Source organism: Nocardia sp. NPDC051832, from assembly GCF_040681285.1.
GTDB lineage: Bacteria > Actinomycetota > Actinomycetes > Mycobacteriales > Mycobacteriaceae > Nocardia.
Genome location: NZ_JBFAYL010000002.1, coordinates 67,739 through 89,592 on the forward strand (window position 1 = coordinate 67,739; position 21,854 = coordinate 89,592).

The window sequence follows — 21,854 nt, forward strand, 5'->3', positions numbered from 1 at the left end:
TCACCTGCGCAACGCGCACCCGTTTCGGATGTGCTCGGTCCCTCCGGTTGTCATTCGGGGGCTCCGCCGCGATATCGATGGCGTGAAGGGTTGTGGCATCACTTGCGCCGGCTTGTGCACCGAGCAGGGCATCTCGTCTGTGTTGAAAGCGGATCGCGCGCTGTTGCATTGGCGCGCCATGCGGGGGCTCGGTGACTCCGGGCTGGCCGAACAGGCGGTGCAGGAGACGCTGTTGCGGGCCTGGCGGGCCTGCGCTCGCTTCGACGCGAACAAGGGCAGCGTGCGGACCTGGCTGCTGGCGATCGAGCGCAACGTGCTGATCGACATGGGTCGCGCCCGCGCCGCCCGGCCGGTGGACGCGGAATGGTCCGAGCACGGGGAGCTGATCGATCTGCGGCACGCCAGCCCGGATTTCGCCGACGGGCTGATCGACGGTCTGGTCGTCGACGATCTGCTGGCCCGGCTGCCCCGGGTGCAGCGCGAGGCGGTGACCGAGGTGATCCTGCGCGACCGCGCCTACCGCGAGGTGGCGGCCGAGCTCGGAGTCCCGGTCGGGACCGTGAAAACCCGCGTGTTCTACGCCCTGCAAACGTTGCGTAGGCTCCCACTGGCCGCCTGACCAGCATTGATAGGCAATCACAGTTCTATAAAGGTGCTTGCACTTGTGTGACGAATGTTGCAAGAGTGATCGATGAGTCTGGTGTTACTAGTGGGAAGGGAGGGGTGCTCCGTCCCGGGGCACCGACACCGCACATGAAGCCAAGCACTCTGAAAACGGGTCTCTGCACCGGCGCGGCGGCCGCGATCGTGGCCACGATATCCGGATTGTTGCCCGCCACCGCGCACGCCGCTCCGGCGCCCGCGGAGATGGCGACGAAATTGCTCGGCAGAACGATCTTCCTAGACCCCGGCCATCAGGGACCCGACCACGGTGAGAACCTGTCGCGCCAGGTCGACAACGGTCGCGGCGGCACCAAGGACTGCCAGACCACCGGCATGGTCACCGTGAACGGCATCCCCGAGCACACCATCAACTGGAATGTTGCCCAGCTGGCCAAGGCGTCGCTGGAGAGCCTCGGCGCGCGGGTCGTGCTGAGCCGCAACGACGACAGCGGCTGGGGCGGCTGCGTCGACGACCGGGCCCGTGCCGCCAACGCCTCCGGCGCCGAGGTCGCGGTGAGCATCCACGCCGACAGCGCTCCCGCCTCGGTGAACGGCTTCCACCTCATCGTGCCGCAGCTGCCGATCCCGGACGCCGCGGTCGAGCAGGCGCAGTCCGCCGGCGGCCTGACGGCCTCCAAGCTGGTGCGCGACGCCTACCTGCACGCGGGCTTCACACCCGCCGGTTACGCCGGAGCACAGGAGGGTCTGCAAACCCGCGTCGACATCGCCGGGCCGGCGCTGTCCACGGTGCCGACCGTGTTCCTCGAGATGGGCAACGGGGCCAACCCCGAGGACGCCGCCTTGCTGGAGAGCGAGGCGGGCCAGCTGCGCCACGCCGTCGCGATCACCACCGGACTGGCCAGCTATCTGCTCGGCGTACCGGCGGGCGGAACCGGTTCGGCGGCAGGAGCGCCCGCCGCCACCGCGCTGGCTCCGCAGTTCCCCGCGCTCCACACCCCGGACGCCGCGCCGCAGGTGATTCCGGACGCGTCGCAGGTGCCGAGTGCGCCGCTGGCCCAGGGCTATCGAGTTGCTCCGGGCACGCTGAGTCAGGACCAGAGCCCGGCCTCGCCTGGTACGCAGGACCAGACTCCGGCCTCGCCGGGTACACAGAGCCAGAGCCAGAGCCAGGCCCAGAGCCAGCCGCAGACCCAGGCTCAGCCCCAGAGCCAGCCGCAGAGCCAGGGCCAGAGCCAGGGCCAGTCCCAGGACCTGCTGCAGAACCAGGGCCAGTCGCAGCCCCAGGCCCAGAGCCAGCCGGGTACACAGGGCCAAGGGCAGAGTCAGAGCTCGCCCAGTGCTCAGGGCCAGAGCTCGCCCGGGACTCAGGGCCAGAATCTGAATCCGCAGGCCGCTCCTGGCTGTCCCACGACTCCGGGCGCGGCGAAGGTACCGGGCTGCCCCGCTCCGGGCACCCAGGGGCCGGGCAAGGAGCAGACCGAGCCCGGCGAGAAACTGGACAACAGCGCGCTCCTGAGCGCCGGTATGCAACTGCTGCTTCCGCTGATCCGCTCGTTCGGCATGGACAACTCCGCGATCACCTCGGAACTGATCAACCTGGCCTACACCTTGGCGAGCACCCTGCTCGGTCCCGCCAAATAAGTCTGCGACCTGTCCCGGCCGCCCGGAATGCCGGACGCCCCGTCGGAACCCACCCTCCGACCCGGCGTCCGGCATTTCTGGTTCCACTAGGCTCTCCCGGGTGGCTGAGCGGATTCCTGTTCTGATCGTGGCCGGATTTCTCGGATCCGGGAAGACGACGCTGCTCAACCATCTGCTGCGCAATACCCGGGGCACCCGGATCGGGGTGGTGGTCAACGACTTCGGCGCGATCAATATCGACGCCATGCTGGTCGCGGGGCAGGTCGACGCCATGGTCTCGCTGGGCAACGGCTGCGTCTGCTGCGCGGTCGACGTCTCCGAACTCGACGACATGTTCACCGCGCTGTCCGAACCGCGCGCCCGCATCGATGTGATCGTGGTCGAGGCGAGCGGCCTGGCCGAGCCGCGCAATCTGATCCGGATGGTCGTGGCCAGCGAAAATCCGCGCATCCGCTACGGCGGTCTGGTGGAGGTGGTCGACGCCGAGCAGTTTCCGGCCAGCCGCGCCCAGCATCCGGAGCTGGCCAAGCACTTGCGGCTGGCGGATCTGGTCGTGCTCAACAAGGCCGACCGGGTCCCGGCGGCCGATCTGGCCGAGCTACGCGGTGACCTCACCGAACTGGTCGGCCAGGTCCCGGTCTACGCCACCACGCACGGCCGCGTCGAGCCCGGCCTGCTCTTCGACGAGCCGCTGCGGGAAACCGGCACGGCCGCGGAGCAATTGAGCTTCGACGAACTGCTGGCCGAAGCCGACCACGATCACGACGCGCCGGGCCACCGGCATCTGCACGACGACTACGCCAGCGTGTCCTTCACCAGCGACGCGGAATTGGATCCGCGCCGCCTCGTCGACTTCCTGGCGCACCCGCCCGCCGGACTGTTCCGCGCCAAGGGATTCGCCGCCTTCGCCGTCGCCGGGGAACGCCGGAAGTTCTTGTTCCACCTGGTCGGCCACCATCTGGTCTTCGAACCGGCCGCCTGGTCTCGCGGTGAACCGCGCACCACGCAACTGGTTCTCATCGGTGCGGGCCTGGACGCCGAGACGATGCTGAAACGTCTCCAGGACACCGTGCACACCGCCGCCGAACCGCTGGATCCGCAAGCGCTGCTGAGCGTTTGGCGCTACACCCCGCACTGATCGAAAATTGGCGCGTTCGGCCGGACGCTGGCGTATTGGTCCCTGCCCCGGGCCGCGTGCCCGGACCAGAATTGAGCTCTGCCTGCCGAGTCGGGGCCTGCGCAACGGGGCGCAGACCCCGGCGCGGCGCGGGAACTACGTGGACAGGCGACGCGCCGCACGGCGCATCGAATCCGCGTTCGCGTAGCCGAGTAACTGGGCTTGGTGCGCCCGGCTCAGCCGTCCTGCCGTGGTGGCCTGCCGCAGGCGGGCGCCGCGCGCCCGGTCCAGTTCCTCGCGCCAGGTGGTGCCCGCCTCCCGCAGCCGGCGTTGCAGCGTGCGCGGGCTGGTCGCGAGCCGGCGCGCTACCCGTTCCAGCGAGACCTCCCCCTCGGCAAGCGCTTCGCCGAGCGCGTGCGCGACCAGGTCCCGCCAGCCCACGGCCAGCGGCGGCGGTGGCGGCAGCGCGTCGGCCAGCGGCCGCAAGACCGCGGCGAGCATCGGGTCGGCGGTGGTCAGCGGCAGCGCCATGTCCGCGGTGCGAAAGGTGAGGCAGTCGTCGTCGGCGTCGAATTCCAGTGCGGTGGTACCGAATACCTCGACGAACCGGTCCAGGTCGGCGGGCGCGGACTGGCGCAGCGAGACGCGCAGCGGGGCCAGCGGCGCGGCCAGCGTGCGGCGGGCGCGGTGCAACACCCCGGCCAGCCCGAATTGCAGGGTCAGGTCGCGGCCCCGGCCCTCGCCCTCGAACATGCTCAGGTGCAAGCTGGTTTCGCGGTCGTCGGCCACCAGCTCGAAGCGGTGATTGGTGGACACCGCGGTGATGAAGGGATCGCAGGTGGCCAGGCCCGCCCCGAGCGTGGGCGCGGAGGAGAACAGATAGTCGTAGAGCCCGAGCTGGTTCAGTTCGTAGCGCTGGCCTACCCACAACGCGATGTCCGGGCCGGTGCCGTGCTCGGCGAGCTCCCAGAGCCGGGTCAGGATTCCGCTCGGCACATGCAGATTCGGGCCGGTCGCCAGCGCCCACTCGGGCAGTCCGGAATCCCGGACCAGGCGGTCCCGATCCAGCCCGGCGGCAACCAGTTGGGCGAGGACGAACCGATGCAGCAAAACCTGGTTGGTACCCATGCGCCCCTCCTGCCGCCGTGCTGGACCACCTGGGATGACGCTAGCTCGGCCGGCGGGTTTCGGCGACCGGATCAAGGGGGCTCAACCGCAGGCGTTGACCCACTCGGAGAGGCCGTCGGCGAACAGCTGGCGCTTCCAGATCGGCACCTCGTGTTTGATCCGGTCCACCAGGTCGGCGCAGACGCTGAAGGCCTCGGCGCGGTGCGGGGCCGCGACCGCCACGACGATGGCGAGATCCCCGATTCCCAGCGGTCCGATCCGGTGCACGGCCGCGACCGGCAGCCCGGACGCGGCGGCCGCCTCGGTGCAGCATTTGCGCAGGAAGCGTTCGGCGTCCGGGTGCGCGGAGTATTCCAGGGCCGAAACCGACTGTCCGCCATCATGATCGCGGACCTTTCCGGTGAACACCACGACCGCGCCGTGCGCCGGGCCGGTCACCGCCTGTTCCACCGCCGCGGGATCGAGCGGCTGATCGCTGATCCGGGCGAGTGTGACTGCTGATTCACTCATGGTTGCCGCCTCCGGCTACTTGCGCGAGCAGATGATCGAGGAGTGGTTCGAGGACCGCGATGCCGTCCTTGACCCCGCCGGGGGAACCCGGCAGGTTCACCACCACCGAGCGCCCGGCCAGGCCGGCGACGCCGCGGCTGAGCGCGGCCAGCGGGAACTTCGCGGTGCCGCGCAGCCGGATCGCCTCGGCGACGCCGGGCAGCTCGCGGTCGAGCAGCGCCAGGGTGGCCTCGGGGGTGGCATCGGTGGGCGAGGCGCCGGTGCCGCCGGTGGTGATCACCAGGTCCGGCTCGAAACGCAGGGCGTCGGCCAGGCCGAAGGAGATGTCGGCGTCGGCGTAGACGAGCGGGCCGCGGGCCGAGAAGCCCAGCCCCGCCAGCCAATCCACCAGCAGCGGGCCCGTGGTGTCTTCCCGGGTGCCGGCCGCGGCGCCGGTCGAAGCGACGAGGACCACCGCGGATCCCCCGCCGGGGGTGTCCGGATCGCCACGGTGCGCTTCGTGCAACTGGGCCAGCGGATCGCCGGATCCGGTTGTGGTGGAGTCGTCCGGCCGGACCCAATGTCCGTGCTTGCCACCCTCTTTGGTGAGCAGCCGGACCCCGTTCAGCGTGGCCGCCGGGTCCACCGCCTTGACCATGTCGTGCAAGGTCAGCCCCGCCACCGCCACGGCGGTCAGCGCCTCCATCTCGACACCGGTCTGGCCCCGGGTCTTGGCCGAGGCCTCGATGGTGATGGTGGACTCGGTGAACCCGAACTCCACCTTCACCGACGACAGCGCCAGCTGGTGGCACAGCGGGATGAGCTCGGAGGTCTTCTTCGCGCCCATGATCCCGGCGATGCGCGCGGTGGACAGCACGTCGGCCTTGGGCATGTCGTCGGCCCGCACCAGCGCCACCACCTCGGCGGTGGTCTGCAGCTCACCGGCCGCGACGGCGATCCGGGTGGTTTCGCTCTTCGCGCTCACGTCGACCATGCGGGCCCGGCCCGCACCGTCGACATGCGACAACTCACTCATACATTCCAGCCTCGCACAATCGGGCGCACATCTTCACAGCGCGCGCACGCTCACCGTCGTCCCGGCGGGCACCTCGGTGTCCGCGGCCGGGATATCGATCAGGACATCCGCCCACGCCATCCCGGCAACCAGGTGCGAGCCCTGCCCGGACACCGGTTCCACCCCCTCCGGGATGATCCGGCCCCGCAGGAACTGTCGCCGGCCGGCGGGGGAGCGCACCGTCTGCGACAGCGCCAGCTCGCGGAGCTCGACCGCGGGCAGGCCGGAGAGCTGCCGCAGGATCGGCCGCGCGAACACCTCGAACGACACCATGGTGCTGACCGGATTGCCGGGGAAACTCAGCACCGGGACCCCCTCGAAAACCGTCAAGCCCTGCGGCCCGCCCGGCTGCACGGCGACCGCGCCGAAGGTTCCGCCCAGCGGCCGCAGCACATCCTTAACCACCTCGAAATCGCCCTGCGACACCCCGCCCGAGGTGAACACCAGGTCGGCGGAATCGGTGGCCGCGTGCAGCAATTCGCGGAACTCGGCGGGGTCGTCGGTGCTGTGCCGCACCGACACCACCTCGACGCCGTTGGCGGCCAGCGCGGCGGCCAGCGCGATGCCGTTGGAGTTGTAGATCTGCCCGGGCCGCAACGGAGTTCCGGCCGGGACGAGCTCGTCGCCGGTGGTGATGATCGCCGCGCGGATCTGCTCGAAAACCGGCACCTCGGCCAGCCCGACCGCCGCCAGCGCCGCGATGTGCCGGGGCGTCAGCGCCACGCCCGCGGGCACGAGCAGTTCGCCGGCGCGCACGTCGGTGCCGGCCTCGCGCACGAATTCGCCTGCGGCACGGCCACGTTCGATGGTGACGGTGTCGCCGTCGGAGCGCGTGTGCTCCACCGGCACCACACAGTCGGCGCCCGGCGGGATCGGCGCGCCTGTCATCACCTTCAGCGCGGCGCCGGACGGCAGCGGCGTCTCGCCGGGATTGCCCGCCGCGACCACACCGGCCAGCGGCAGGGTCACCGGCGTCACGGCCACCGAATCGGCGCGGACCGCGTATCCGTCCATGGCGGAATTGCGGAATACCGGCAGGTCGACCGGCGAGCTGACGTCCGTGGCCAGCTGCCGGCCCAGCGCCTGCGGCACCGGTACGGTCGCCACCGCCCGCGCCGCCAACGGGCGCAGCAACTGGTCGATGCTGTCGCGGTACTCGTCGACGGACCGCGTCGTGCCGCTGGCGGGTCGAGAACTCATGCCTGCAGCCTAGGACGCGGCGGCCCGCGCACTCCGCTCCGTGCACGCTTTCGGTGCTTCGACCGAGTTCGGCTCACCGCTGGAACGCCCAGCTCGTGAGATCATCCGAACCTGTGCTGGATCCCACGCGCCTCTGCCCAGCGGAGGGTATGGCGTACATAATGAAGTCGTGACGTTGGTCGAAATGGGCATCCCCGCCGTGCGATCAGGGCGCCCAACACTCGATGGGCGTCCGGAAACGCCGTTCCTGGTGGACAGATTCGGCCGCACCGCGCGTGACCTCCGGGTCTCCATCACCGAGAAGTGCTCGCTGCGCTGCACTTATTGCATGCCGGAAGAGGGCCTGCCGCCGATTCCCAAGGACGAACTGCTGACCGTCGACGAGATCGTCCGGCTGGTCGTGCTGTCGGTGCGCGAGCTCGGCATCCAGGAGGTGCGTTTCACCGGCGGTGAACCGCTGCTGCGCCGGGATCTGGAAGAGATCATCGCGGGCTGTCACGAGCAGGTGCCGGGCGTACCGCTGGCGATCACCACCAACGGCGTCGGCCTGCAGCATCGCGCCCGCGGCCTGGCCGAAGCCGGGCTGCACCGGGTCAACGTCTCCCTCGACACCGTCGACCGGCTCGGTTTCGCCCGCCTCACCCGCCGCGACCGCCTGGAATCGGTCTTCGCCGGAATCCGCGCCGCCCGGGACGCGGGCCTGGCGCCGATGAAGGTGAACGCGGTCCTGATGCGCGAGACCTTGTCCGGCGCCGCGGACCTGCTGCAATGGTGTCTCGACGAACAGTGCGAACTGCGCTTCATCGAAGAGATGCCGCTGGACGCCGATCACGAGTGGGCGCGCGCCAACATGGTCACCGCCGCCGAACTCCTCGACGTCCTGGGCGCTCGCTTCGACCTCGTCGAGGCCGGTCGCGCCGACCCGTCCGCCCCGGCCGAGAAATGGCTCGTCGACGGCGGCCCCGCCACCGTCGGCATCATCGCCACGGTGACCCGCAAATTCTGCGACACCTGCGACCGCACCCGGCTCACCGCCGATGGCATGCTGCGCTCCTGCCTGTTCAGCGACCAGGAGTACGACCTGCGCGCGACCTTGCGCTCGGGCGCGAGCGACGAGGAGATCGCCACGCTCTGGCGCGGCGCGATGTGGAACAAGTGGGCCGGCCACGGCATCGACGCCGCGGACTTCGTGCCCCCGGAACGCACGATGGGAGCTATCGGTGGTTGAGATCCGCTACTTCGCCGCCATCGCCGACGCGGTCGGCAAGGCGAGCGAAACCCTCGATCTCCCCGCCGCGGCGACCATCGCGGATCTGCGCACGGTCCTCGCCGATACCTACGGCCCCGACCTGGACAAGATGCTGGGCGTCTGCGCCTATCTGATCGGCGACGAACTCACCCGGGACCCGTCGACGGCCCTGACCCCGCGGGTCGACGTGCTGCCACCGTTCGCGGGCGGCTGAGGCCGGAAAACTTCTTCGCGGATCGATGTAGAGAACACCGTGCCGTGTTCGTCGTCTGGGTAGCGTGGGGTACCGGACCTCGCGATTCGAGAGGATGGCGACATGCATTATCTGGCGACGTTGGCGGGACCGGCCGAGGCGAGCACCGCGGAGCCGGGCAGCCCGGAATTCGACGCGGAAATCCAGCGCTACGCGGATTTCGAGCAGCAAGCCGGAGCGGCCATCGCGGGCGGTGCGGCGCTGTATCCGGTGGAGACGGCGCTGACCGTGCGCCACGGCGCGGGCCAGGCCCTGATCACCGACGGCCCGTTCGCCGAGCAGGCCGAGGTGGTCGGCGGTTTCTATGTCCTGGACTGCAAGGACCTCGACGAGGCGATCCAGCTGGCCCGACTGATCCCGGCCGCGACCGACGGGCCGATCGAATTGCGGCCGATGGTCATGTACTCCCCGCATGAGGTTCCCGGCGCGGACTGGTGGATGGCGTTGCTGTGGGACCAGCCGGACGCGGTGATCGCGCCGGAGACTCCGGAGTGGGACGCGGCGGTCGCCGAGCACAGGCAGTTCGGCGACGAACACGGCGCGGTGATCCGCGGCGGCGGGGCGGTGCTGCCGCCGTCCACCGCGACCACGGTGCGGGTACGCGACGGCGAGGTGCTGATCAGCGACGGACCGTTCCCCGAATTCGCCGAGGTAGTCGACGGCTTCTATCTCTTCACGGCGCCGGACCGCACCGCGGCCGCCGAGATCGCCGCACGGATCCCGTGCGGCGAGAAGGGTCACGTGGAGGTGCGTCAGGTCGTGGACCTCGGCGCTTGACCAGCATGGACCCGGCCGAGTTCGACGCCGTCTACCGCGCCGAATTCGGCCGGGTCCTGGCCACGCTCGCGCGCCTGGTCGGTGACATCGGGCTGGCCGAGGACGCGGTGCAGGAGGCCTTCGCCGACGCATTGCGCAGCTGGCCCGCGCGCGGGCTGCCCGCGAACCCGGGCGCATGGATCACCACCGCCGCCCGCAACCGGGCCCTGGACCGGCTCCGGCGCGAAAGTTCCAGGGCGGCAAAGGAACAGGACGCGGCACGGCTCGACCGGAACGGCTTTCCCGCGCCGGACGAGGAGCTCGACATGGCACCGGTCGCCGACGACCAGTTGCGGATGATCTTCACCTGCTGTCATCCCGCGCTGTCGGCGGAATCCCAGGTGGCGCTGACCCTGCGGCTGGTGTGCGGTTTGCGCACGGCCGAGATCGCCCGGGCCTTCCTGCAACCGGAACACACCGTGGCGCAACGGCTGACCCGCGCCAAGGCGAAGATCCGGCAGGCGGGCATTCCACTGCGCGTGCCGCCCGCACATCTGCTGCCCGAGCGTACGCCCGCCGTCCTGTCCTGCGTCTACCTCGTCTTCACCGAGGGGTACTTCGCCACCTCGGGCGCGTCGGCGCTGCGAGATGAGTTGTGCGACGAGGCGATCCGGCTGGGCCGGCTGCTGTGCGGGCTGCTTCCGGACGAACCCGAAGCCCGGGCGCTGCTCGCCCTGATGCTGCTCAACGACAGCAGGCGCGACCAACGACGATCCCCCGCAGGCGAATTGGTGCCCCTGGAGGAACAGGACCGCTCCCGCTGGAACCGCACGGCCATCGACTCGGGTCTGCGCTGCCTGGTCTCGGCCGCCGCGGACGGTCACCGCGGTCCTTACCTCGCCCAGGCCAGAATCGCCGCCGCGCACGCCATCGCGCCGAGCTGGGCGGAAACCGATTGGGGCGCGATCGTTTCCGCCTACGACGAGCTGGCGCTGTCCAGCCGATCGCCGGTCGTGCAGGTCAACCGGGCGATCGCCGTCGCCTTCCGCGACGGCTTCGAGGCCGGGTTGGCCGCGCTGGACGCGATCGCCGACCATCCGCGCTTGGCCGATTCCCACGTGGTCGCGGCCACCCGCGCCGACCTGCTCCGCCGCGCCGGTCGGGACCAGGAGGCCGCCGACTACTACCGCCAGGCCGCGGCGAGTGCCACCAACGAGCAGGTGCGGCGCTTCCTCACCAGGCGACTGACCGAAGTGCAGCCCTGACCCGCGGTCAGCGCCACCAGTCGTCGAGTGGTGTGACCGGAACGGTGCGCTTGTGCCGGGTGTTCAGGAAGACCGACTCGACCTTCTTCGCCACGTCGTCGGTGACCTCCTTGCCTTCGAGGTAGTCGTCGATCTCGCTGTACCGCAACCCGAGCGCTTCCTCGTCGGGCAGCGCGGGGCGATCGTCTTCCAGATCGGCGGTCGGCACCTTGGACCAGATGCTCGACGGCGCACCGAGTTCCTGGAGCAGCGCCGCGCCCTGCCGCTTGGTCAGACCGGTCAGCGGGGTCAAATCCACGCCGCCGTCACCGTATTTGGTGAAGAACCCGGTCACCGCCTCGGCCGCGTGATCGGTGCCCACGACGAGCAGGTTCTCCTGCCCGGCGATGGCGTATTGCACCACCATGCGTTCGCGGGCCTTGATATTGCCGCGCACGAAGTCGCGTAGCTTGTCCACCTTCACCGCGGCGGCCACCTCGGCCGCAACGGCATTGGCGCTGGGCCGGATGTTGACGACCACCGACCGTTCGGGCTGGATGAAGCGCATCGCGGTCCGGGCGTCCGCTTCGTCGGACTGCACGCCGTAGGGCAGGCGCACGGCGACGAAGGTCGCCTCGTACCCGTCGGCGCGCAACTCCTCGGCGGCCAGCTGACATAGTCGACCGGCCAGTGCGCTGTCCTGCCCGCCACTGATGCCGAGTACGAAACCCTTTGCGGGAGTGGCGCGCAGATAGTCCTTGAGGAAATCGACCCGCCGGCGTACCTCTTGCTTCGGTTCGATGCTCGGCTGGACACCCAGCTCCGTGACGATCTGTTCGCGCAGACTACCCATGGCAAATCACTCTACGATGCGCCGCACGAAGGCTTCCCAGTTGTCGCCGATTTGCTCGCGGGTGTAGCCGAGGACGTGGCGCTGATGCATGACCAAGGGCGCGGCGAGGACGGCGAGCAGTCCGTCGGCGAGCAACGGTATCTCGCCGCGTGTGCCGGCCACGCGCAGCAGCATCGATACGTGGGCCTTGAGCAAGCCATAGGGGGCGCCGGCGTAGCGGTCGACGCCCTCGCCGATTTCCGCGGCGCGGTGCAGTTCGCCTTCCACCTCGATATCGAGCAGCCGGGCGCGGCCGAACGCGATGAGCCGGTCCTGTGGCGCCGCGCCGGGCCCGAGCGGTGGCGGGCCGAACATGAACGCGGCTTGGAATTTCTGCTCGGAGTGATCCAGCAGTGCTCGCATCAGTCCGGAGCGGTTGCCGAAACGCCGGAAGACGGTCCCTTTCCCGACGCCGGCCCGTTTCGCGAGCGCGTCCATGGTCAGGCCGTCGGCGCCCTGTTCGCGCACCAGCTGCTGGGCCGCGTCCAGCAACAACTGCCGGTTACGCGCCGCGTCGGCGCGTTCGCTGGGTTCGGCGCCGGCCGACAGCGGCAGCAGGTTCCGTACGCCGGGCAGCGATGTGCCATAGGTCACAGTACTTCTCGCACTCTCGAAGGAATGGAACCGGACTGTGGTCCGGTTAGTGTCTGGTGAAAGCTTCCCACACACCAGCTCAGTACATCAGGAGTCATCATGTCGGAGACCCGGATCCTCGCTCTCGTCGGTAGCCTGCGCGCCGCGTCGATCAACCGTCAGCTCGCCGAGGCCGCGGTGCAGACCGCCCCGGAGGGTGTCGAGATCACCCTCTTCGAGGGTCTCGGCGATATCCCCTTCTATAACGAGGACATCGACGTGGACGGCGCCGTGCCCGCCGCGGCGCAGGCGCTGCGCGACGCCGTCGCCGCCGCGGATGGCGTGCTGGTGGTAACCCCGGAGTACAACGGCACCATTCCCGCCGTGCTGAAGAACGCCATCGACTGGGCCTCCCGGCCCTACGGCGTGGGCGCGCTGCAGGCCAAGCCGTCCGCCGTGGTGAGCGCGTCGATCAGCTCGAACGCGGCGCGCTGGTCGCACGGCGACGCGGTCAAGGCGCTGGGCGTGGCGGGCAGCGCGGTCGTGGAGTCGGCGCACGCGCACTTCGGCGTGATCGGTGAGCGGTTCGGGTCCGCGCACCCGCGGGACGACGCCGAGGCGCTGACCGAACTGGGCGCCACGGTGCACGAGCTGGTGTCGGCCGCGCGAGGTGAACTTGTGTCCGCCTGAGTCCGCGCCCGCCTGTAAAGAGGCCGTCCGGTAGCCACCGGGCGGCCTTTTGTTATGGGCGGGACCTGTGTGACGCAAGTGCCGAAAAATGTTTGCTGAGAAAGAGCTGCGCTGCGAAATTGTGATCTAGACCATTGTCGTGTCGGGTTGCGTATCAAGCGTCCAGGTACTTACCGCGGGGGAATTTCATCTTTGTGACTCGCAACATGTCGTGTTGGATGAATCTGTCGGCCACTAGGTGTAGTGTCTTCACTGCTGGAGGGCGACGCGAGACACCCTTCGGGGAGCACCACTTCGAGGCGGTGCGAACAGGGGTTTCGCGGTCGGATCCAAGAGTTTGCGCAGCACCCTGCCGGACCGCCACGCACTGACTTCACTGGAGGGAACACACTATGACGATCACCGTGTACACCAAGCCCGCTTGCGTCCAGTGCAATGCCACCTACAAGGCCCTCGACAAGGTCGGGCTGGACTACGAAGTCATCGACATCTCCGAGAACGCGGAGGCGCGGGACTACGTCATGGCCCTGGGTTACCTGCAGGCCCCCGTCGTCGTCGCCGGCGAGGACCACTGGTCCGGCTTCCGGCCCGACCGCATCAAGTCGCTCGCGACTGTCGCCGCTTGATCGTTCTGTAGTTCCTTCGAGGAAGGAGAACCGACCATGACCGGTCTGGTGTACTTCTCCAGCGCCTCGGAGAACACACATCGTTTCGTCGAGAAGCTGGGCCTCCCGGCAACTCGCCTTCCACTGCACACCGCCGCTGAGACATTGTGCGTCGACGAGCCCTACGTGCTGATCGTCCCCACCTACGGGGGCGGTCGGCACGTACTCGGGGGCACCAGAGACGACAAGGAATTCGTCCCGCGGCAAGTCGCCAAGTTCCTCAACGATCCGCACAACCGTGCCTTGCTGCGCGGGGTGGTCGCGGCCGGCAACACGAACTTCGGCGATACCTTCTGCGCTGCCGGTGAGGTCATCTCGCGTAAATGCGGGGTGCCCTACCTGTATCGCTTCGAACTCATGGGAACCGCTGAGGACGTCGCACGCGTCCGCGAGGGATTGGGATTGTTTTGGCAACAGCAACGACAGCACCGGCAGGCAAGTCAGCTCGTCTAGAGCAGCAGCAGTCGGTCCGGAACGCGGAGGCCGGTGAGGTCTTGGACTACCACGCCCTCAACGCGATGCTGAACCTGTACGGCCCGAACGGCGAGATCCAGTTCGACAAGGACCGCGAGGCCGCGCACCAGTACTTCCTCCAGCACGTCAACCAGAACACCGTCTTCTTCCACAACCTGGACGAGAAGCTGGACTACCTGGTCGAGGAGAACTACTACGAGCCCGAGGTGCTGGAGAAGTACAGCCGCGCCTACATCAAGAAGCTGTTCAAGCAGGCCTACGCGCACAAGTTCCGGTTCCCCACCTTCCTCGGCGCGTTCAAGTACTACACCAGCTACACGCTCAAGACCTTCGACGGCAAGCGCTACCTGGAACGCTTCGAGGACCGGGTCTGCATGGTCGCGCTCACCCTCGCCGACGGCGACGAGGTGCTGGCGAGCAAGCTGGTCGACGAGGTCATCGACGGGCGTTTCCAGCCGGCCACCCCGACCTTCCTGAACTCGGGCAAGAAGCAGCGCGGCGAGCCGGTGTCCTGCTTCCTGCTGCGCATCGAGGACAACATGGAGTCCATCGGGCGCTCCATCAACTCCGCGTTGCAGCTGTCCAAGCGCGGCGGCGGTGTCGCGCTGCTGCTCACCAACATTCGTGAGCACGGCGCGCCGATCAAGAAGATCGAGAACCAGAGCTCGGGCGTCATCCCGATCATGAAGCTGCTGGAGGACTCGTTCTCCTACGCCAACCAGCTCGGCGCGCGGCAGGGCGCGGGCGCGGTGTACCTGCACGCGCACCACCCCGACATCTACCGCTTCCTGGACACCAAGCGCGAGAACGCGGACGAGAAGATCCGCATCAAGACGCTCTCGCTCGGCGTGGTGATCCCGGACATCACCTTCGAGCTGGCGAAGAAGAACGAGGACATGTACCTCTTCTCGCCGTACGACGTAGAGCGTATTTACGGCAAGCCGTTCGCCGATATCGACGTCACCGAGAAGTACTACGAGATGGTCGACGACAAGCGGATCCGCAAGTCGAAGATCAAGGCGCGCGAGTTCTTCCAGACCATCGCCGAGCTGCAGTTCGAGTCGGGTTATCCGTACATCATGTTCGAGGACACGGTGAACCGGGCCAACCCGATCGCCGGCAAGATCACGCACTCGAACCTGTGCTCGGAGATCCTGCAGGTGTCCACGCCGTCGCTGTTCAACGACGACCTGTCCTACTCGCACGTCGGCAAGGACATCTCCTGCAACCTGGGTTCGATGAACATCGCCAAGTCGATGGACTCGCCGGACTTCGCCCAGACCATCGAGACCGCGATCCGAGCGCTGACCGCGGTGTCGGATCAGACCCACATCTACTCGGTGCCCTCGATCGAACAGGGCAACAACCAGTCCCATGCCATCGGCCTCGGCCAGATGAACCTGCACGGGTACCTGGCGCGCGAGCGGGTGCACTACGGGTCCGAAGAGGGCATCGATTTCACCAACATCTACTTCTACACCGTTGTCTTCCACGCGATTCGGGCCTCCAACCTGATCGCGCAGGAGCGCGGCAGCTACTTCGGCGGGTTCCCCGAGTCGAAGTACGCCAGCGGTGAGTTCTTCGACAAGTACACCGAGCAGGTGTGGGAGCCCAAGACCGACAAGGTCCGCGAGCTCTTCGCCGACGCGGGCGTGCACATCCCGACCCAGGACGATTGGCGTCAGCTCAAGGGCCTGGTCATGGCGCACGGCATCTACAACCAGAACCTGCAGGCCGTCCCGCCCACGGGTTCGATCTCCTACATCAACAACTCGACCAGCTCCATCCACCCGGTGGCGTCGAAGATCGAGATCCGCAAGGAAGGCAAGATCGGCCGCGTCTACTACCCGGCCCCTTACCTGACCAACGACAACCTCGAGTACTACGAGGATGCCTACGAAATCGGCTACGAGAAGATCATCGACACCTACGCCGCGGCCACCCAGCACGTGGACCAGGGCCTGTCGCTGACGCTCTTCTTCAAGGACACCGTCACCACCCGCGACCTGAACAAGGCCCAGATCTACGCCTGGCGCAAGGGCATCAAGACCCTCTACTACATCCGCCTGCGCCAGATGGCCCTGGAAGGCACCGAAGTCGAGGGTTGCGTGTCCTGCATGCTGTAGGCAGCACACGGTGAAAGGGGCGGCCTCCGCTGGGAGGCCGCCCCTTTCGTGGTATCAGGAACGAATCAGCGCAGGGCCGGGGCGATCTCGCGTTCGAAGAGTTCGATGCCGGAGGTGTCGTAAGCGGACTCGGGGAAGTTGAAGATGCCGTAGGCGAGGCCGAGGTCCTTGATGGCGGTGAGGTTTTCGAGGACCTGTTCCGGGGTGCCGACCGCGGGGGAGGTGCGGAACATCCCGTCGACGAAGCCCTTGGCCTGGTCGTCGCCGATCACCGCGGCCAGTTTGGCTTGCACCGCCGCCAGGCGGTCCTCGACTTCGGCTTCGGTGGATCCGATGACGGTGTTGAAGTTCGACGAGCGGGTGATCGCGTCGAAATCGGTGCCGACGGTGGCGCAGTGGGCGCGCAGGATCTCCGACTTCGCCTCGAATTCGGCCAGGTTGCCGCTGAAGTTGGTGTACTGCGCGTACTTCGCCGCGATCTTCAGCGTCACCTTCTCACCGCCGCCGGCGATCCACAGCGGAATGCCGCCCTCCTGCACGGGCAGGGGCCGCACGATGGCGCCGTCCACCTGGTAGTACTTGCCGTCCAGGGTGGCCTCGCCCTTGGTCCAGGCCTGCCGGAAGATCTGCACGCCCTCGTCGAGGCGGCCCAGCCGCTCCTTGGCGGGCGGGAAACCGTAGCCGTAAGCCCGCCATTCGTGCTCGTACCAGCCGGCGCCGATACCCATCTCGGTGCGGCCGCCGGAGATCAGGTCGACGGTCGCGGCCACCTTCGCCAGGTAGGCCGGATTCCGGTAGCGCATCGCGGTACACATCTGGCCGAGGCGGATTCGCGAGGTCGAGGCGGCGAACGCCGACATCAAGGTCCACGCCTCGTGGGTGGCCTCCTCGGTCGGCACCGGGACGGTGTGGAAGTGGTCGTACACCCACAGCGACTCCCAGACCGCCGAAGCGTCGGCGCGCTGGGCGAGATCGCGCATCACCTGCCATTGCGCGGCCGGTTCGATGCCGGCCAGGTCGAGCCGCCAACCCTGCGGGATGAAGATGCCGAAGCGCACAGATATCTCCTTCGTGTGTTTACTCGAACCTAGCGGCTGCGAAACCGCGCGGCTCGCTCTTCCCGGTCAGGGCAGTTCGGGGCCGATCGCGTCGCGCGCGGTGAGGCGGCCGCCGCCCCAGCCGAGGGCTTTGCGGTAGCTGCCGAGCAGGTTCCGCGCGATCAGGTGCTGTTCGTCGCGTTGCGGGTCGTCCGGCGGTAGCGGCGCGGTGCGCGCTGCGACGAACAGGGCGTCGGCGGGGCAGTAGGCCTCGCACAGGAAGCAGGTCTGGCAATCGGATTGCCGTGCCAGGACCGGGATTCCGTCCGGGCCGCGGTCGAAGACGCGGGTGGGGCAGACCTCGATGCACTTGTCGCATTCGATGCAACGGCCGGCGGAGACGAGTTCGATCATGCCGGCACCAGCGGCCGGCGACCGCGGAAGACGGGTTCGGGCGCGGTCCAGAGGTCGTCGAGGCCGCCGGTGAGCAGGCGATGGTGCTGGGCGGGGTCGAGATCGGGGAAGTCCTGCCGCCGGGCCATGCCGCGGGATTCGGTGCGGGCCAGGGCGGCGGTGTACATCCAGCGGGCGTGCGCGGTCATCGCGGCCGCCGACCGCGCCTTCGAACTGTCGGGTGCGCTCAGCCCGGAACGGGCCTGCTGCCACAGGTCGTTCAGGGTGGCCAGGGCGGGCCGCAGCCGATCGCCGTGCCGCAGATAGTTCTTGTCGTAGGGCAGCACCTCGGCCTGCACCGCCGCGACCAGGTCCGCCGGGCGCAGCTCGGCATCGGGCCGGTCCAGCGGGCGCAAGCCCGCGCCGCCCGCGCCGAGCCGGGGTCGCGCCACCGAATCCCGGTGCCGCAGTGCGTAACTGCCCGCGCCGGCGCCCGCCCAGCTGCCCGAGGACATGGCCCAGGCCGCGTTGTGGCTGCCGCCGCCGGTGAAGCCGCCGCAGATCAGCTCCCGGGTGGCGACATCGCCGGCCACATACAGCCCGGGCACGCTGGTCGAGCAGTCCGGGCCGGTGACCCGGACGCCGCCGGTCCCGCGGACGGTGCCCTCGAGCAGCAGGGTGACCGGGAAGCGGTCGGTGAAGGGATCGATGCCGAGCCGGTCGAAGGTGAGGAAGAAGTTCGGCTGGCCGCGCCGCATGGCATGCTGCTGATCCGCGTCGGCGCGATCCAGAGTGCAGAACACCGGCTCGGTCAGCAGTGCCTTGGCGATCGGGGTGCGGGCCTTGCCGGAGGCGCCCGCCAGCGGTTCGCCGCTGCCCAGGTAGAAGGTGGCGAAGGAGTAGTAGGCGGTCTTGGTGACCGAGGTGAACTCCGGCGCGATCGCGTAGGCGTTGGAGAACTCCATGCCGGACAGTTCGGCGCCCGCCTCGACGGCCATCAGCGCGCCGTCGCCGGTATTCACGTTGCAGCCCAGGGTCTTCGAGAGGAAGGCGCAGCCGCCGGTGGCGAGTACCACCGCCGCGGCGGCGATGTCGAGCTGCGTGCCGTCGGCCAGGCGTTGCAGGCGGGCGCCCGCGACGCCGCCGCAGGGATCGACGAGCAGTTCCACGGCGGGGGCGTGATCGAAGACGCGTACGCCGGCGCGCTGCACCCGAAGCCGTTGCCGCTTCATGTAATCGGGGCCTTGGATGCCGGTGCGGACCTGCCGGCCGTCGGACCCCACGGGGAACGGGTAGCGGCCGTCGGTCGCGAGTTCGTTGACCCGGTCGAAGGTCTCGTCGAGCACCCGCGCCATCCATTCGCGGTCGGCGAGGTAGCCGCCGAGACCTTCGCGACTGGCCATCGCCTGCTCGCGTAGCTCGGGTTCCGGCTGGACGTACCAGATTCCGGTGCCCGCGGCGGCGGTCGCGCCGCTGCTGCCACAGAAACCCTTGTCCGCCAGCAGGACCGAGGCCCCGGTCGCCGCGGCCTTGAGTGCGGCCCAGGTCCCGGCGGGTCCGCCGCCGAGGACGAGCACGTCTGTTTCGATCATGAGATCACCTTCTGTGGAAGAGGTTGCGGAAGCGGAGGCCACGGGACGTGGCGAGGGATGAACCGGCCCATCACCGCCGCCCCGAGGGCCGCGACACCGCCGATGGTGAGCGCGGCGGCGGCCAGCGGTGCGGCGCCGGCCAGGACGCCGAGCAATAGTGGCCCGCCGAAAGCGCCCGAGTCGTGGGTCAATCGCCAGGCGGCGAGGAACTCCGCGCGCATGCCCGGCGGCGCGACATCGGCCCCGAGCACCATGATCAGCCCGTTCCCGATGCCGTTGCCGACTCCCAGCGCGACCGCGACCGCGCCCAGCGTGAGCGTCGAATAAGTCAGCGGCACAGCGATATAGGAGGCAGCCAGGATGCCGAGCGACGGCACCGCGATCAGCGCGCGCCCGTAGCGGTCCATGAGATGTCCGGCCGGATAGGCGAAGACGAGCTCCAGGGCGGCGGCAATGCCGAAAAGCACACTGGCGGTGGCGGCATCGATCCCGATGTGGTGGGCCCACAGCGGCAGGATCACCTCCCGCGAGGCCCGGGCCGCGCCCATCAGCATCGACCCCGCGCCCAGCGTGCACAGCACCAGGCGATGCTGCCGGACCACGCCGAGCAGCGAAATCGGCGGTGCCACCGAGGGTTCGGTGTAGCTGCCGCCCGGCAGCGGCAGCCGCACCATCATCCAGCCGGCGATCAGGAACGCCAGGAACTGCACCGCGAACGCGCCGCGGATCCCGACGGCGAGGATGGCGCCCGCGCCGAGCAGCGGCCCGAGGAAGAAGCCCAGCCGCATCGCGCCGCCGAACAGCGACATGGCGCGGGCCCGCAGCGGTATCGCGATGGCCTCGGCCATGAAGGTCATCCGGCCCAAACCCCAGACGGCATTGGACAATCCGACGATCAGCAGGCCGGCGCACAGCACCGGCACGTTCGGAGCGAACAGGCACAGCAGCACGCCCGCCAGGCCGACCGCGGTGCCCCAGATGGTCGAGACGCGCTCGCCCAGCCAGGCCACCAGCTGACCGGACGGGATACCGCCGAGCACCTGGCCGAGGCCGACCAGCGCCACCGCCAGACCGGCCATCGCCACCGACGCGCCGAGGTCGACGGCGGTGAGCGTCATCACCGGTGCGGCTGCGCCCATCCCGATGCCCCGCGCCAAGGTGGGCACGTAGACCGTGAGCACCAAGGGGCGCAGGGAATCGATCGGGGCGGCTGCGGGACATGCGGTCACGCCCGCGGCTCTGCGGCGTCGGCGGCGGACCGGAACATGGTTCGCGCGCTCACGCGCTCACTTCGGTGCGCACCGTCGCGAACTGGCTCTCGACCGGCTCCAGGCCGTAATGCCCGCGGAGACTGTCGGATTCGTAGTCGGCGCGGAACAGGCCCCGCTCTTGCAGGATCGGGACGACCTTGTCGACGAAATCCTCCAGGCCGCCCGGCAGGAACGGCGGCATGATGTTGAAGCCGTCGGCCGCGCCGCCCTCGAACCAGGCTTGCAGTTCGTCGGCGATCTGGACCGGGGTGCCCGCGAACGAACGGTGCCCGCGGCCGCCGCCGAGCTTGCCGATGAGCTGGCGAACGGTGAGGTTCTCGCTCTCGGCCAGCTCCTTGACCAGCAGGAACCGGCTCTTGCCGCCTTCGATCTCGGTGACCGGCGGCAGCGGCGGCAGCGGTGCGTCCAGCGCGTGCTGGGTCAGGTCGACGCCGAGCAGTCGGGAGAGCTGGCTCAGGGCGTAGTCGGGGGAGATCAGGTCGGTGAACTCCTGCTCCAGGGCCTTGGCCTGTTCCTCGGTATCCGCGATGTAGGGCACCAGACCGGGCAGCACCTTCAGCTCCTCGGCCGAGCGGCCGTACTTGGGCAGTCGCGACTTCAGGTCGCGGTAAAACGCCTGTCCCTCCGCGAGGGTGCGCTGGGCGGTGAACACGGCCTCGGCGTACTGGGCCGCGAATTCCTTTCCGGCCTCGGAGGATCCGGCCTGCACCAGCAGCGGACGGCCCTGCGGGCTGCGCGGGGAGTTCAGCGGTCCGCGGACCTTGAAGCGCGGGCCGTCGTAGTCGAGGGTGTGCACCTTGTCCGGGTCGGCGAAGACGCCTTCTTCCTCGTCGAGCACGATCGCGCCGGATTCCCAGCTGTCCCACAGCCGTACGGTGAGATCGACGAACTCCTGGGCCCGCTCGTAGCGGCGGGCGTGCTCGGGGATCGCGTCGTAGCCGAAGTTGAACGCCTCCTCCTCGCTGCCGGAGGTGACGATGTTCCAGCCGGCCCGGCCGCCGCTGATGTGGTCGAGCGAGGCGAATTTGCGGGCCAGGTTGAAGGGTTCGTTGTAGGTGGTGGACGCGGTCGCGATGAGCCCGACCTTGGAGGTGGCCGCGGCGATCGCGGCCAGCAGGGTCACTGGCTCGAAGACGGCCAGGGTGTTGCGCTTGATGCGCGGGCCGACCGCGAGGCCGTCGGCGAAGAACACCGAATCCAGTTTGCCGCGTTCGGCGATGCGGCCGAGTTCCTGGAAATGCGCGACATCGAGGACGTCGTGCGACTTGGTGCGCGGGTGCCGCCAGGCCGCCTCGTGGTGGCCGACGCCCATCAGGAAGGCGTTGATGTGGAACTGCTTGGGGGACATGGAGCTTCCTTAGTGGA

The 21,854-nt window shown here is 68.9% G+C and carries 21 protein-coding genes and 1 pseudogene; 11 read left to right on the forward strand and 11 right to left on the reverse strand.

Annotation, left to right across the window (positions count from 1 at the left end):
* The first annotated feature begins 139 nt into the window (after nucleotides 1-139).
* The 3 genes and pseudogenes from AB0M14_RS09985 (at nucleotide 140) to AB0M14_RS09995 (ending at nucleotide 3,403) form a co-directional block, all read left to right on the forward strand.
* Nucleotides 140-619 carry a sigma-70 family RNA polymerase sigma factor gene (locus tag AB0M14_RS09985; protein WP_364991701.1) on the forward strand — a complete coding sequence of 160 codons (480 nt, stop codon included), beginning with the start codon at nucleotides 140-142 and terminating at the stop codon, nucleotides 617-619.
* A gap of 134 nt (nucleotides 620-753) precedes the next feature.
* Nucleotides 754-1,536 (forward strand): annotated as a pseudogene (locus tag AB0M14_RS09990) (N-acetylmuramoyl-L-alanine amidase); the annotation flags it as partial.
* Nucleotides 1,537-2,365: 829 nt separating this feature from the next.
* Nucleotides 2,366-3,403 carry a GTP-binding protein gene (locus AB0M14_RS09995; RefSeq protein WP_364991703.1) on the forward strand — a complete coding sequence of 346 codons (1,038 nt, stop codon included), beginning with the start codon at nucleotides 2,366-2,368 and terminating at the stop codon, nucleotides 3,401-3,403.
* 135 nt (nucleotides 3,404-3,538) lie between these two features.
* On the opposite strand, the gene AB0M14_RS10000 is transcribed toward AB0M14_RS09995, so the two are convergent.
* The 4 genes from AB0M14_RS10000 to glp form a co-directional block, all read right to left on the reverse strand.
* Nucleotides 3,539-4,510 (reverse strand): AraC family transcriptional regulator ligand-binding domain-containing protein, encoded by a 972-nt coding sequence (locus AB0M14_RS10000; RefSeq protein ID WP_364991706.1) that lies wholly within the window; start codon nucleotides 4,508-4,510, stop codon nucleotides 3,539-3,541.
* An 81-nt stretch (nucleotides 4,511-4,591) separates the two neighbouring features.
* Nucleotides 4,592-5,020 (reverse strand): molybdenum cofactor biosynthesis protein MoaE, encoded by a 429-nt coding sequence (locus AB0M14_RS10005; protein ID WP_364991709.1) that lies wholly within the window; start codon nucleotides 5,018-5,020, stop codon nucleotides 4,592-4,594.
* Nucleotides 5,013-6,035 (reverse strand): bifunctional molybdenum cofactor biosynthesis protein MoaC/MoaB, encoded by a 1,023-nt coding sequence (gene moaCB / locus AB0M14_RS10010; protein WP_364991712.1) that lies wholly within the window; start codon nucleotides 6,033-6,035, stop codon nucleotides 5,013-5,015. Before moaCB ends, AB0M14_RS10005 begins: the two co-directional genes overlap by 8 nt.
* Before the next feature lie 33 nt (nucleotides 6,036-6,068).
* The gene (gene glp, locus AB0M14_RS10015) at nucleotides 6,069-7,274 is read right to left on the reverse strand and encodes a gephyrin-like molybdotransferase Glp (RefSeq protein WP_364991715.1); all 1,206 of its coding nucleotides are present in this window, start codon (nucleotides 7,272-7,274) and stop codon (nucleotides 6,069-6,071) included.
* 169 nt (nucleotides 7,275-7,443) lie between these two features.
* Between glp and moaA the strand changes: the two genes are divergently transcribed.
* From moaA to AB0M14_RS10035, 4 genes are all read left to right on the forward strand, one after another.
* Nucleotides 7,444-8,502: a GTP 3',8-cyclase MoaA gene (gene moaA, locus AB0M14_RS10020; RefSeq protein ID WP_364991718.1), complete on the forward strand. Its 1,059-nt coding sequence runs from the start codon at nucleotides 7,444-7,446 to the stop codon at nucleotides 8,500-8,502.
* Nucleotides 8,495-8,737, forward strand: a complete 243-nt coding sequence (locus AB0M14_RS10025) for a MoaD/ThiS family protein (RefSeq protein ID WP_364991721.1) — start codon at nucleotides 8,495-8,497, stop codon at nucleotides 8,735-8,737. The genes moaA and AB0M14_RS10025 overlap by 8 nt, the downstream gene beginning before the upstream one ends.
* A 102-nt stretch (nucleotides 8,738-8,839) precedes the next feature.
* Complete coding sequence (locus AB0M14_RS10030) at nucleotides 8,840-9,553, forward strand: YciI family protein (RefSeq protein ID WP_364991725.1); 714 nt, start codon at nucleotides 8,840-8,842, stop codon at nucleotides 9,551-9,553.
* A 5-nt stretch (nucleotides 9,554-9,558) separates the two neighbouring features.
* On the forward strand, nucleotides 9,559-10,797 hold the full coding sequence (locus AB0M14_RS10035) for a sigma-70 family RNA polymerase sigma factor (RefSeq protein WP_364995617.1): 1,239 nt from the start codon (nucleotides 9,559-9,561) through the stop codon (nucleotides 10,795-10,797).
* A 7-nt stretch (nucleotides 10,798-10,804) separates the two neighbouring features.
* Here AB0M14_RS10035 and nadE read toward each other — a convergent pair whose 3' ends face one another.
* Nucleotides 10,805-11,629 carry an ammonia-dependent NAD(+) synthetase gene (gene nadE, locus AB0M14_RS10040; RefSeq protein WP_364991728.1) on the reverse strand — a complete coding sequence of 275 codons (825 nt, stop codon included), beginning with the start codon at nucleotides 11,627-11,629 and terminating at the stop codon, nucleotides 10,805-10,807.
* Nucleotides 11,630-11,635: 6 nt separating this feature from the next.
* Nucleotides 11,636-12,262 carry a helix-turn-helix domain-containing protein gene (locus AB0M14_RS10045; protein WP_364991731.1) on the reverse strand — a complete coding sequence of 209 codons (627 nt, stop codon included), beginning with the start codon at nucleotides 12,260-12,262 and terminating at the stop codon, nucleotides 11,636-11,638.
* A 99-nt stretch (nucleotides 12,263-12,361) separates the two neighbouring features.
* Between AB0M14_RS10045 and AB0M14_RS10050 the strand changes: the two genes are divergently transcribed.
* The 4 genes from AB0M14_RS10050 to nrdE all read left to right on the forward strand — a co-directional run bounded on the left by AB0M14_RS10050 (nucleotide 12,362) and on the right by nrdE (nucleotide 16,196).
* The gene (locus tag AB0M14_RS10050; RefSeq protein ID WP_364991733.1) at nucleotides 12,362-12,931 is read left to right on the forward strand and encodes an NAD(P)H-dependent oxidoreductase; all 570 of its coding nucleotides are present in this window, start codon (nucleotides 12,362-12,364) and stop codon (nucleotides 12,929-12,931) included.
* A gap of 392 nt (nucleotides 12,932-13,323) precedes the next feature.
* Nucleotides 13,324-13,557, forward strand: a complete 234-nt coding sequence (locus tag AB0M14_RS10055) for a redoxin NrdH (protein WP_364991736.1) — start codon at nucleotides 13,324-13,326, stop codon at nucleotides 13,555-13,557.
* A 36-nt stretch (nucleotides 13,558-13,593) separates the two neighbouring features.
* Nucleotides 13,594-14,049 carry a class Ib ribonucleoside-diphosphate reductase assembly flavoprotein NrdI gene (gene nrdI, locus AB0M14_RS10060; protein ID WP_364991738.1) on the forward strand — a complete coding sequence of 152 codons (456 nt, stop codon included), beginning with the start codon at nucleotides 13,594-13,596 and terminating at the stop codon, nucleotides 14,047-14,049.
* Between the two features lie 65 nt (nucleotides 14,050-14,114).
* Nucleotides 14,115-16,196, forward strand: a complete 2,082-nt coding sequence (gene nrdE, locus AB0M14_RS10065; RefSeq protein WP_364995620.1) for a class 1b ribonucleoside-diphosphate reductase subunit alpha — start codon at nucleotides 14,115-14,117, stop codon at nucleotides 16,194-16,196.
* Between the two features lie 65 nt (nucleotides 16,197-16,261).
* Here nrdE and AB0M14_RS10070 read toward each other — a convergent pair whose 3' ends face one another.
* The 5 genes from AB0M14_RS10070 to AB0M14_RS10090 form a co-directional block, all read right to left on the reverse strand.
* Nucleotides 16,262-17,254 (reverse strand): LLM class F420-dependent oxidoreductase, encoded by a 993-nt coding sequence (locus AB0M14_RS10070; RefSeq protein ID WP_364991741.1) that lies wholly within the window; start codon nucleotides 17,252-17,254, stop codon nucleotides 16,262-16,264.
* A 66-nt stretch (nucleotides 17,255-17,320) separates the two neighbouring features.
* Nucleotides 17,321-17,647: a ferredoxin family protein gene (locus AB0M14_RS10075; RefSeq protein WP_364991743.1), complete on the reverse strand. Its 327-nt coding sequence runs from the start codon at nucleotides 17,645-17,647 to the stop codon at nucleotides 17,321-17,323.
* On the reverse strand, nucleotides 17,644-19,218 hold the full coding sequence (locus AB0M14_RS10080; protein ID WP_364991746.1) for an FAD-binding protein: 1,575 nt from the start codon (nucleotides 19,216-19,218) through the stop codon (nucleotides 17,644-17,646). Before AB0M14_RS10080 ends, AB0M14_RS10075 begins: the two co-directional genes overlap by 4 nt.
* Nucleotides 19,215-20,447, reverse strand: coding sequence for an MFS transporter (locus AB0M14_RS10085; RefSeq protein WP_364991748.1), 1,233 nt, complete (start codon nucleotides 20,445-20,447; stop codon nucleotides 19,215-19,217). The genes AB0M14_RS10080 and AB0M14_RS10085 overlap by 4 nt, the downstream gene beginning before the upstream one ends.
* Before the next feature lie 49 nt (nucleotides 20,448-20,496).
* The gene (locus AB0M14_RS10090) at nucleotides 20,497-21,837 is read right to left on the reverse strand and encodes an LLM class flavin-dependent oxidoreductase (RefSeq protein ID WP_364991751.1); all 1,341 of its coding nucleotides are present in this window, start codon (nucleotides 21,835-21,837) and stop codon (nucleotides 20,497-20,499) included.
* Nucleotides 21,838-21,854: the final 17 nt, after the last annotated feature.

What these genes read in the sequence shown, in the direction of transcription:
- AB0M14_RS10000 (WP_364991706.1), bottom strand. Translation starts at nt 4,510, where the DNA reads ATGGGTACCAACCAGGTTTTGCTGCATCGGTTCGTCCTCGCCCAACTG.
- AB0M14_RS10005 (WP_364991709.1), bottom strand. Translation starts at nt 5,020, where the DNA reads ATGAGTGAATCAGCAGTCACACTCGCCCGGATCAGCGATCAGCCGCTC.
- moaCB (WP_364991712.1), bottom strand. Translation starts at nt 6,035, where the DNA reads ATGAGTGAGTTGTCGCATGTCGACGGTGCGGGCCGGGCCCGCATGGTC.
- glp (WP_364991715.1), bottom strand. Translation starts at nt 7,274, where the DNA reads ATGAGTTCTCGACCCGCCAGCGGCACGACGCGGTCCGTCGACGAGTAC.
- AB0M14_RS10030 (WP_364991725.1), top strand. Translation starts at nt 8,840, where the DNA reads ATGCATTATCTGGCGACGTTGGCGGGACCGGCCGAGGCGAGCACCGCG.
- AB0M14_RS10035 (WP_364995617.1), top strand. Translation starts at nt 9,559, where the DNA reads ATGGACCCGGCCGAGTTCGACGCCGTCTACCGCGCCGAATTCGGCCGG.
- nadE (WP_364991728.1), bottom strand. Translation starts at nt 11,629, where the DNA reads ATGGGTAGTCTGCGCGAACAGATCGTCACGGAGCTGGGTGTCCAGCCG.
- AB0M14_RS10050 (WP_364991733.1), top strand. Translation starts at nt 12,362, where the DNA reads ATGTCGGAGACCCGGATCCTCGCTCTCGTCGGTAGCCTGCGCGCCGCG.
- AB0M14_RS10055 (WP_364991736.1), top strand. Translation starts at nt 13,324, where the DNA reads ATGACGATCACCGTGTACACCAAGCCCGCTTGCGTCCAGTGCAATGCC.
- nrdI (WP_364991738.1), top strand. Translation starts at nt 13,594, where the DNA reads ATGACCGGTCTGGTGTACTTCTCCAGCGCCTCGGAGAACACACATCGT.
- nrdE (WP_364995620.1), top strand. Translation starts at nt 14,115, where the DNA reads ATGCTGAACCTGTACGGCCCGAACGGCGAGATCCAGTTCGACAAGGAC.
- AB0M14_RS10075 (WP_364991743.1), bottom strand. Translation starts at nt 17,647, where the DNA reads ATGATCGAACTCGTCTCCGCCGGCCGTTGCATCGAATGCGACAAGTGC.
- AB0M14_RS10080 (WP_364991746.1), bottom strand. Translation starts at nt 19,218, where the DNA reads ATGATCGAAACAGACGTGCTCGTCCTCGGCGGCGGACCCGCCGGGACC.
- AB0M14_RS10090 (WP_364991751.1), bottom strand. Translation starts at nt 21,837, where the DNA reads ATGTCCCCCAAGCAGTTCCACATCAACGCCTTCCTGATGGGCGTCGGC.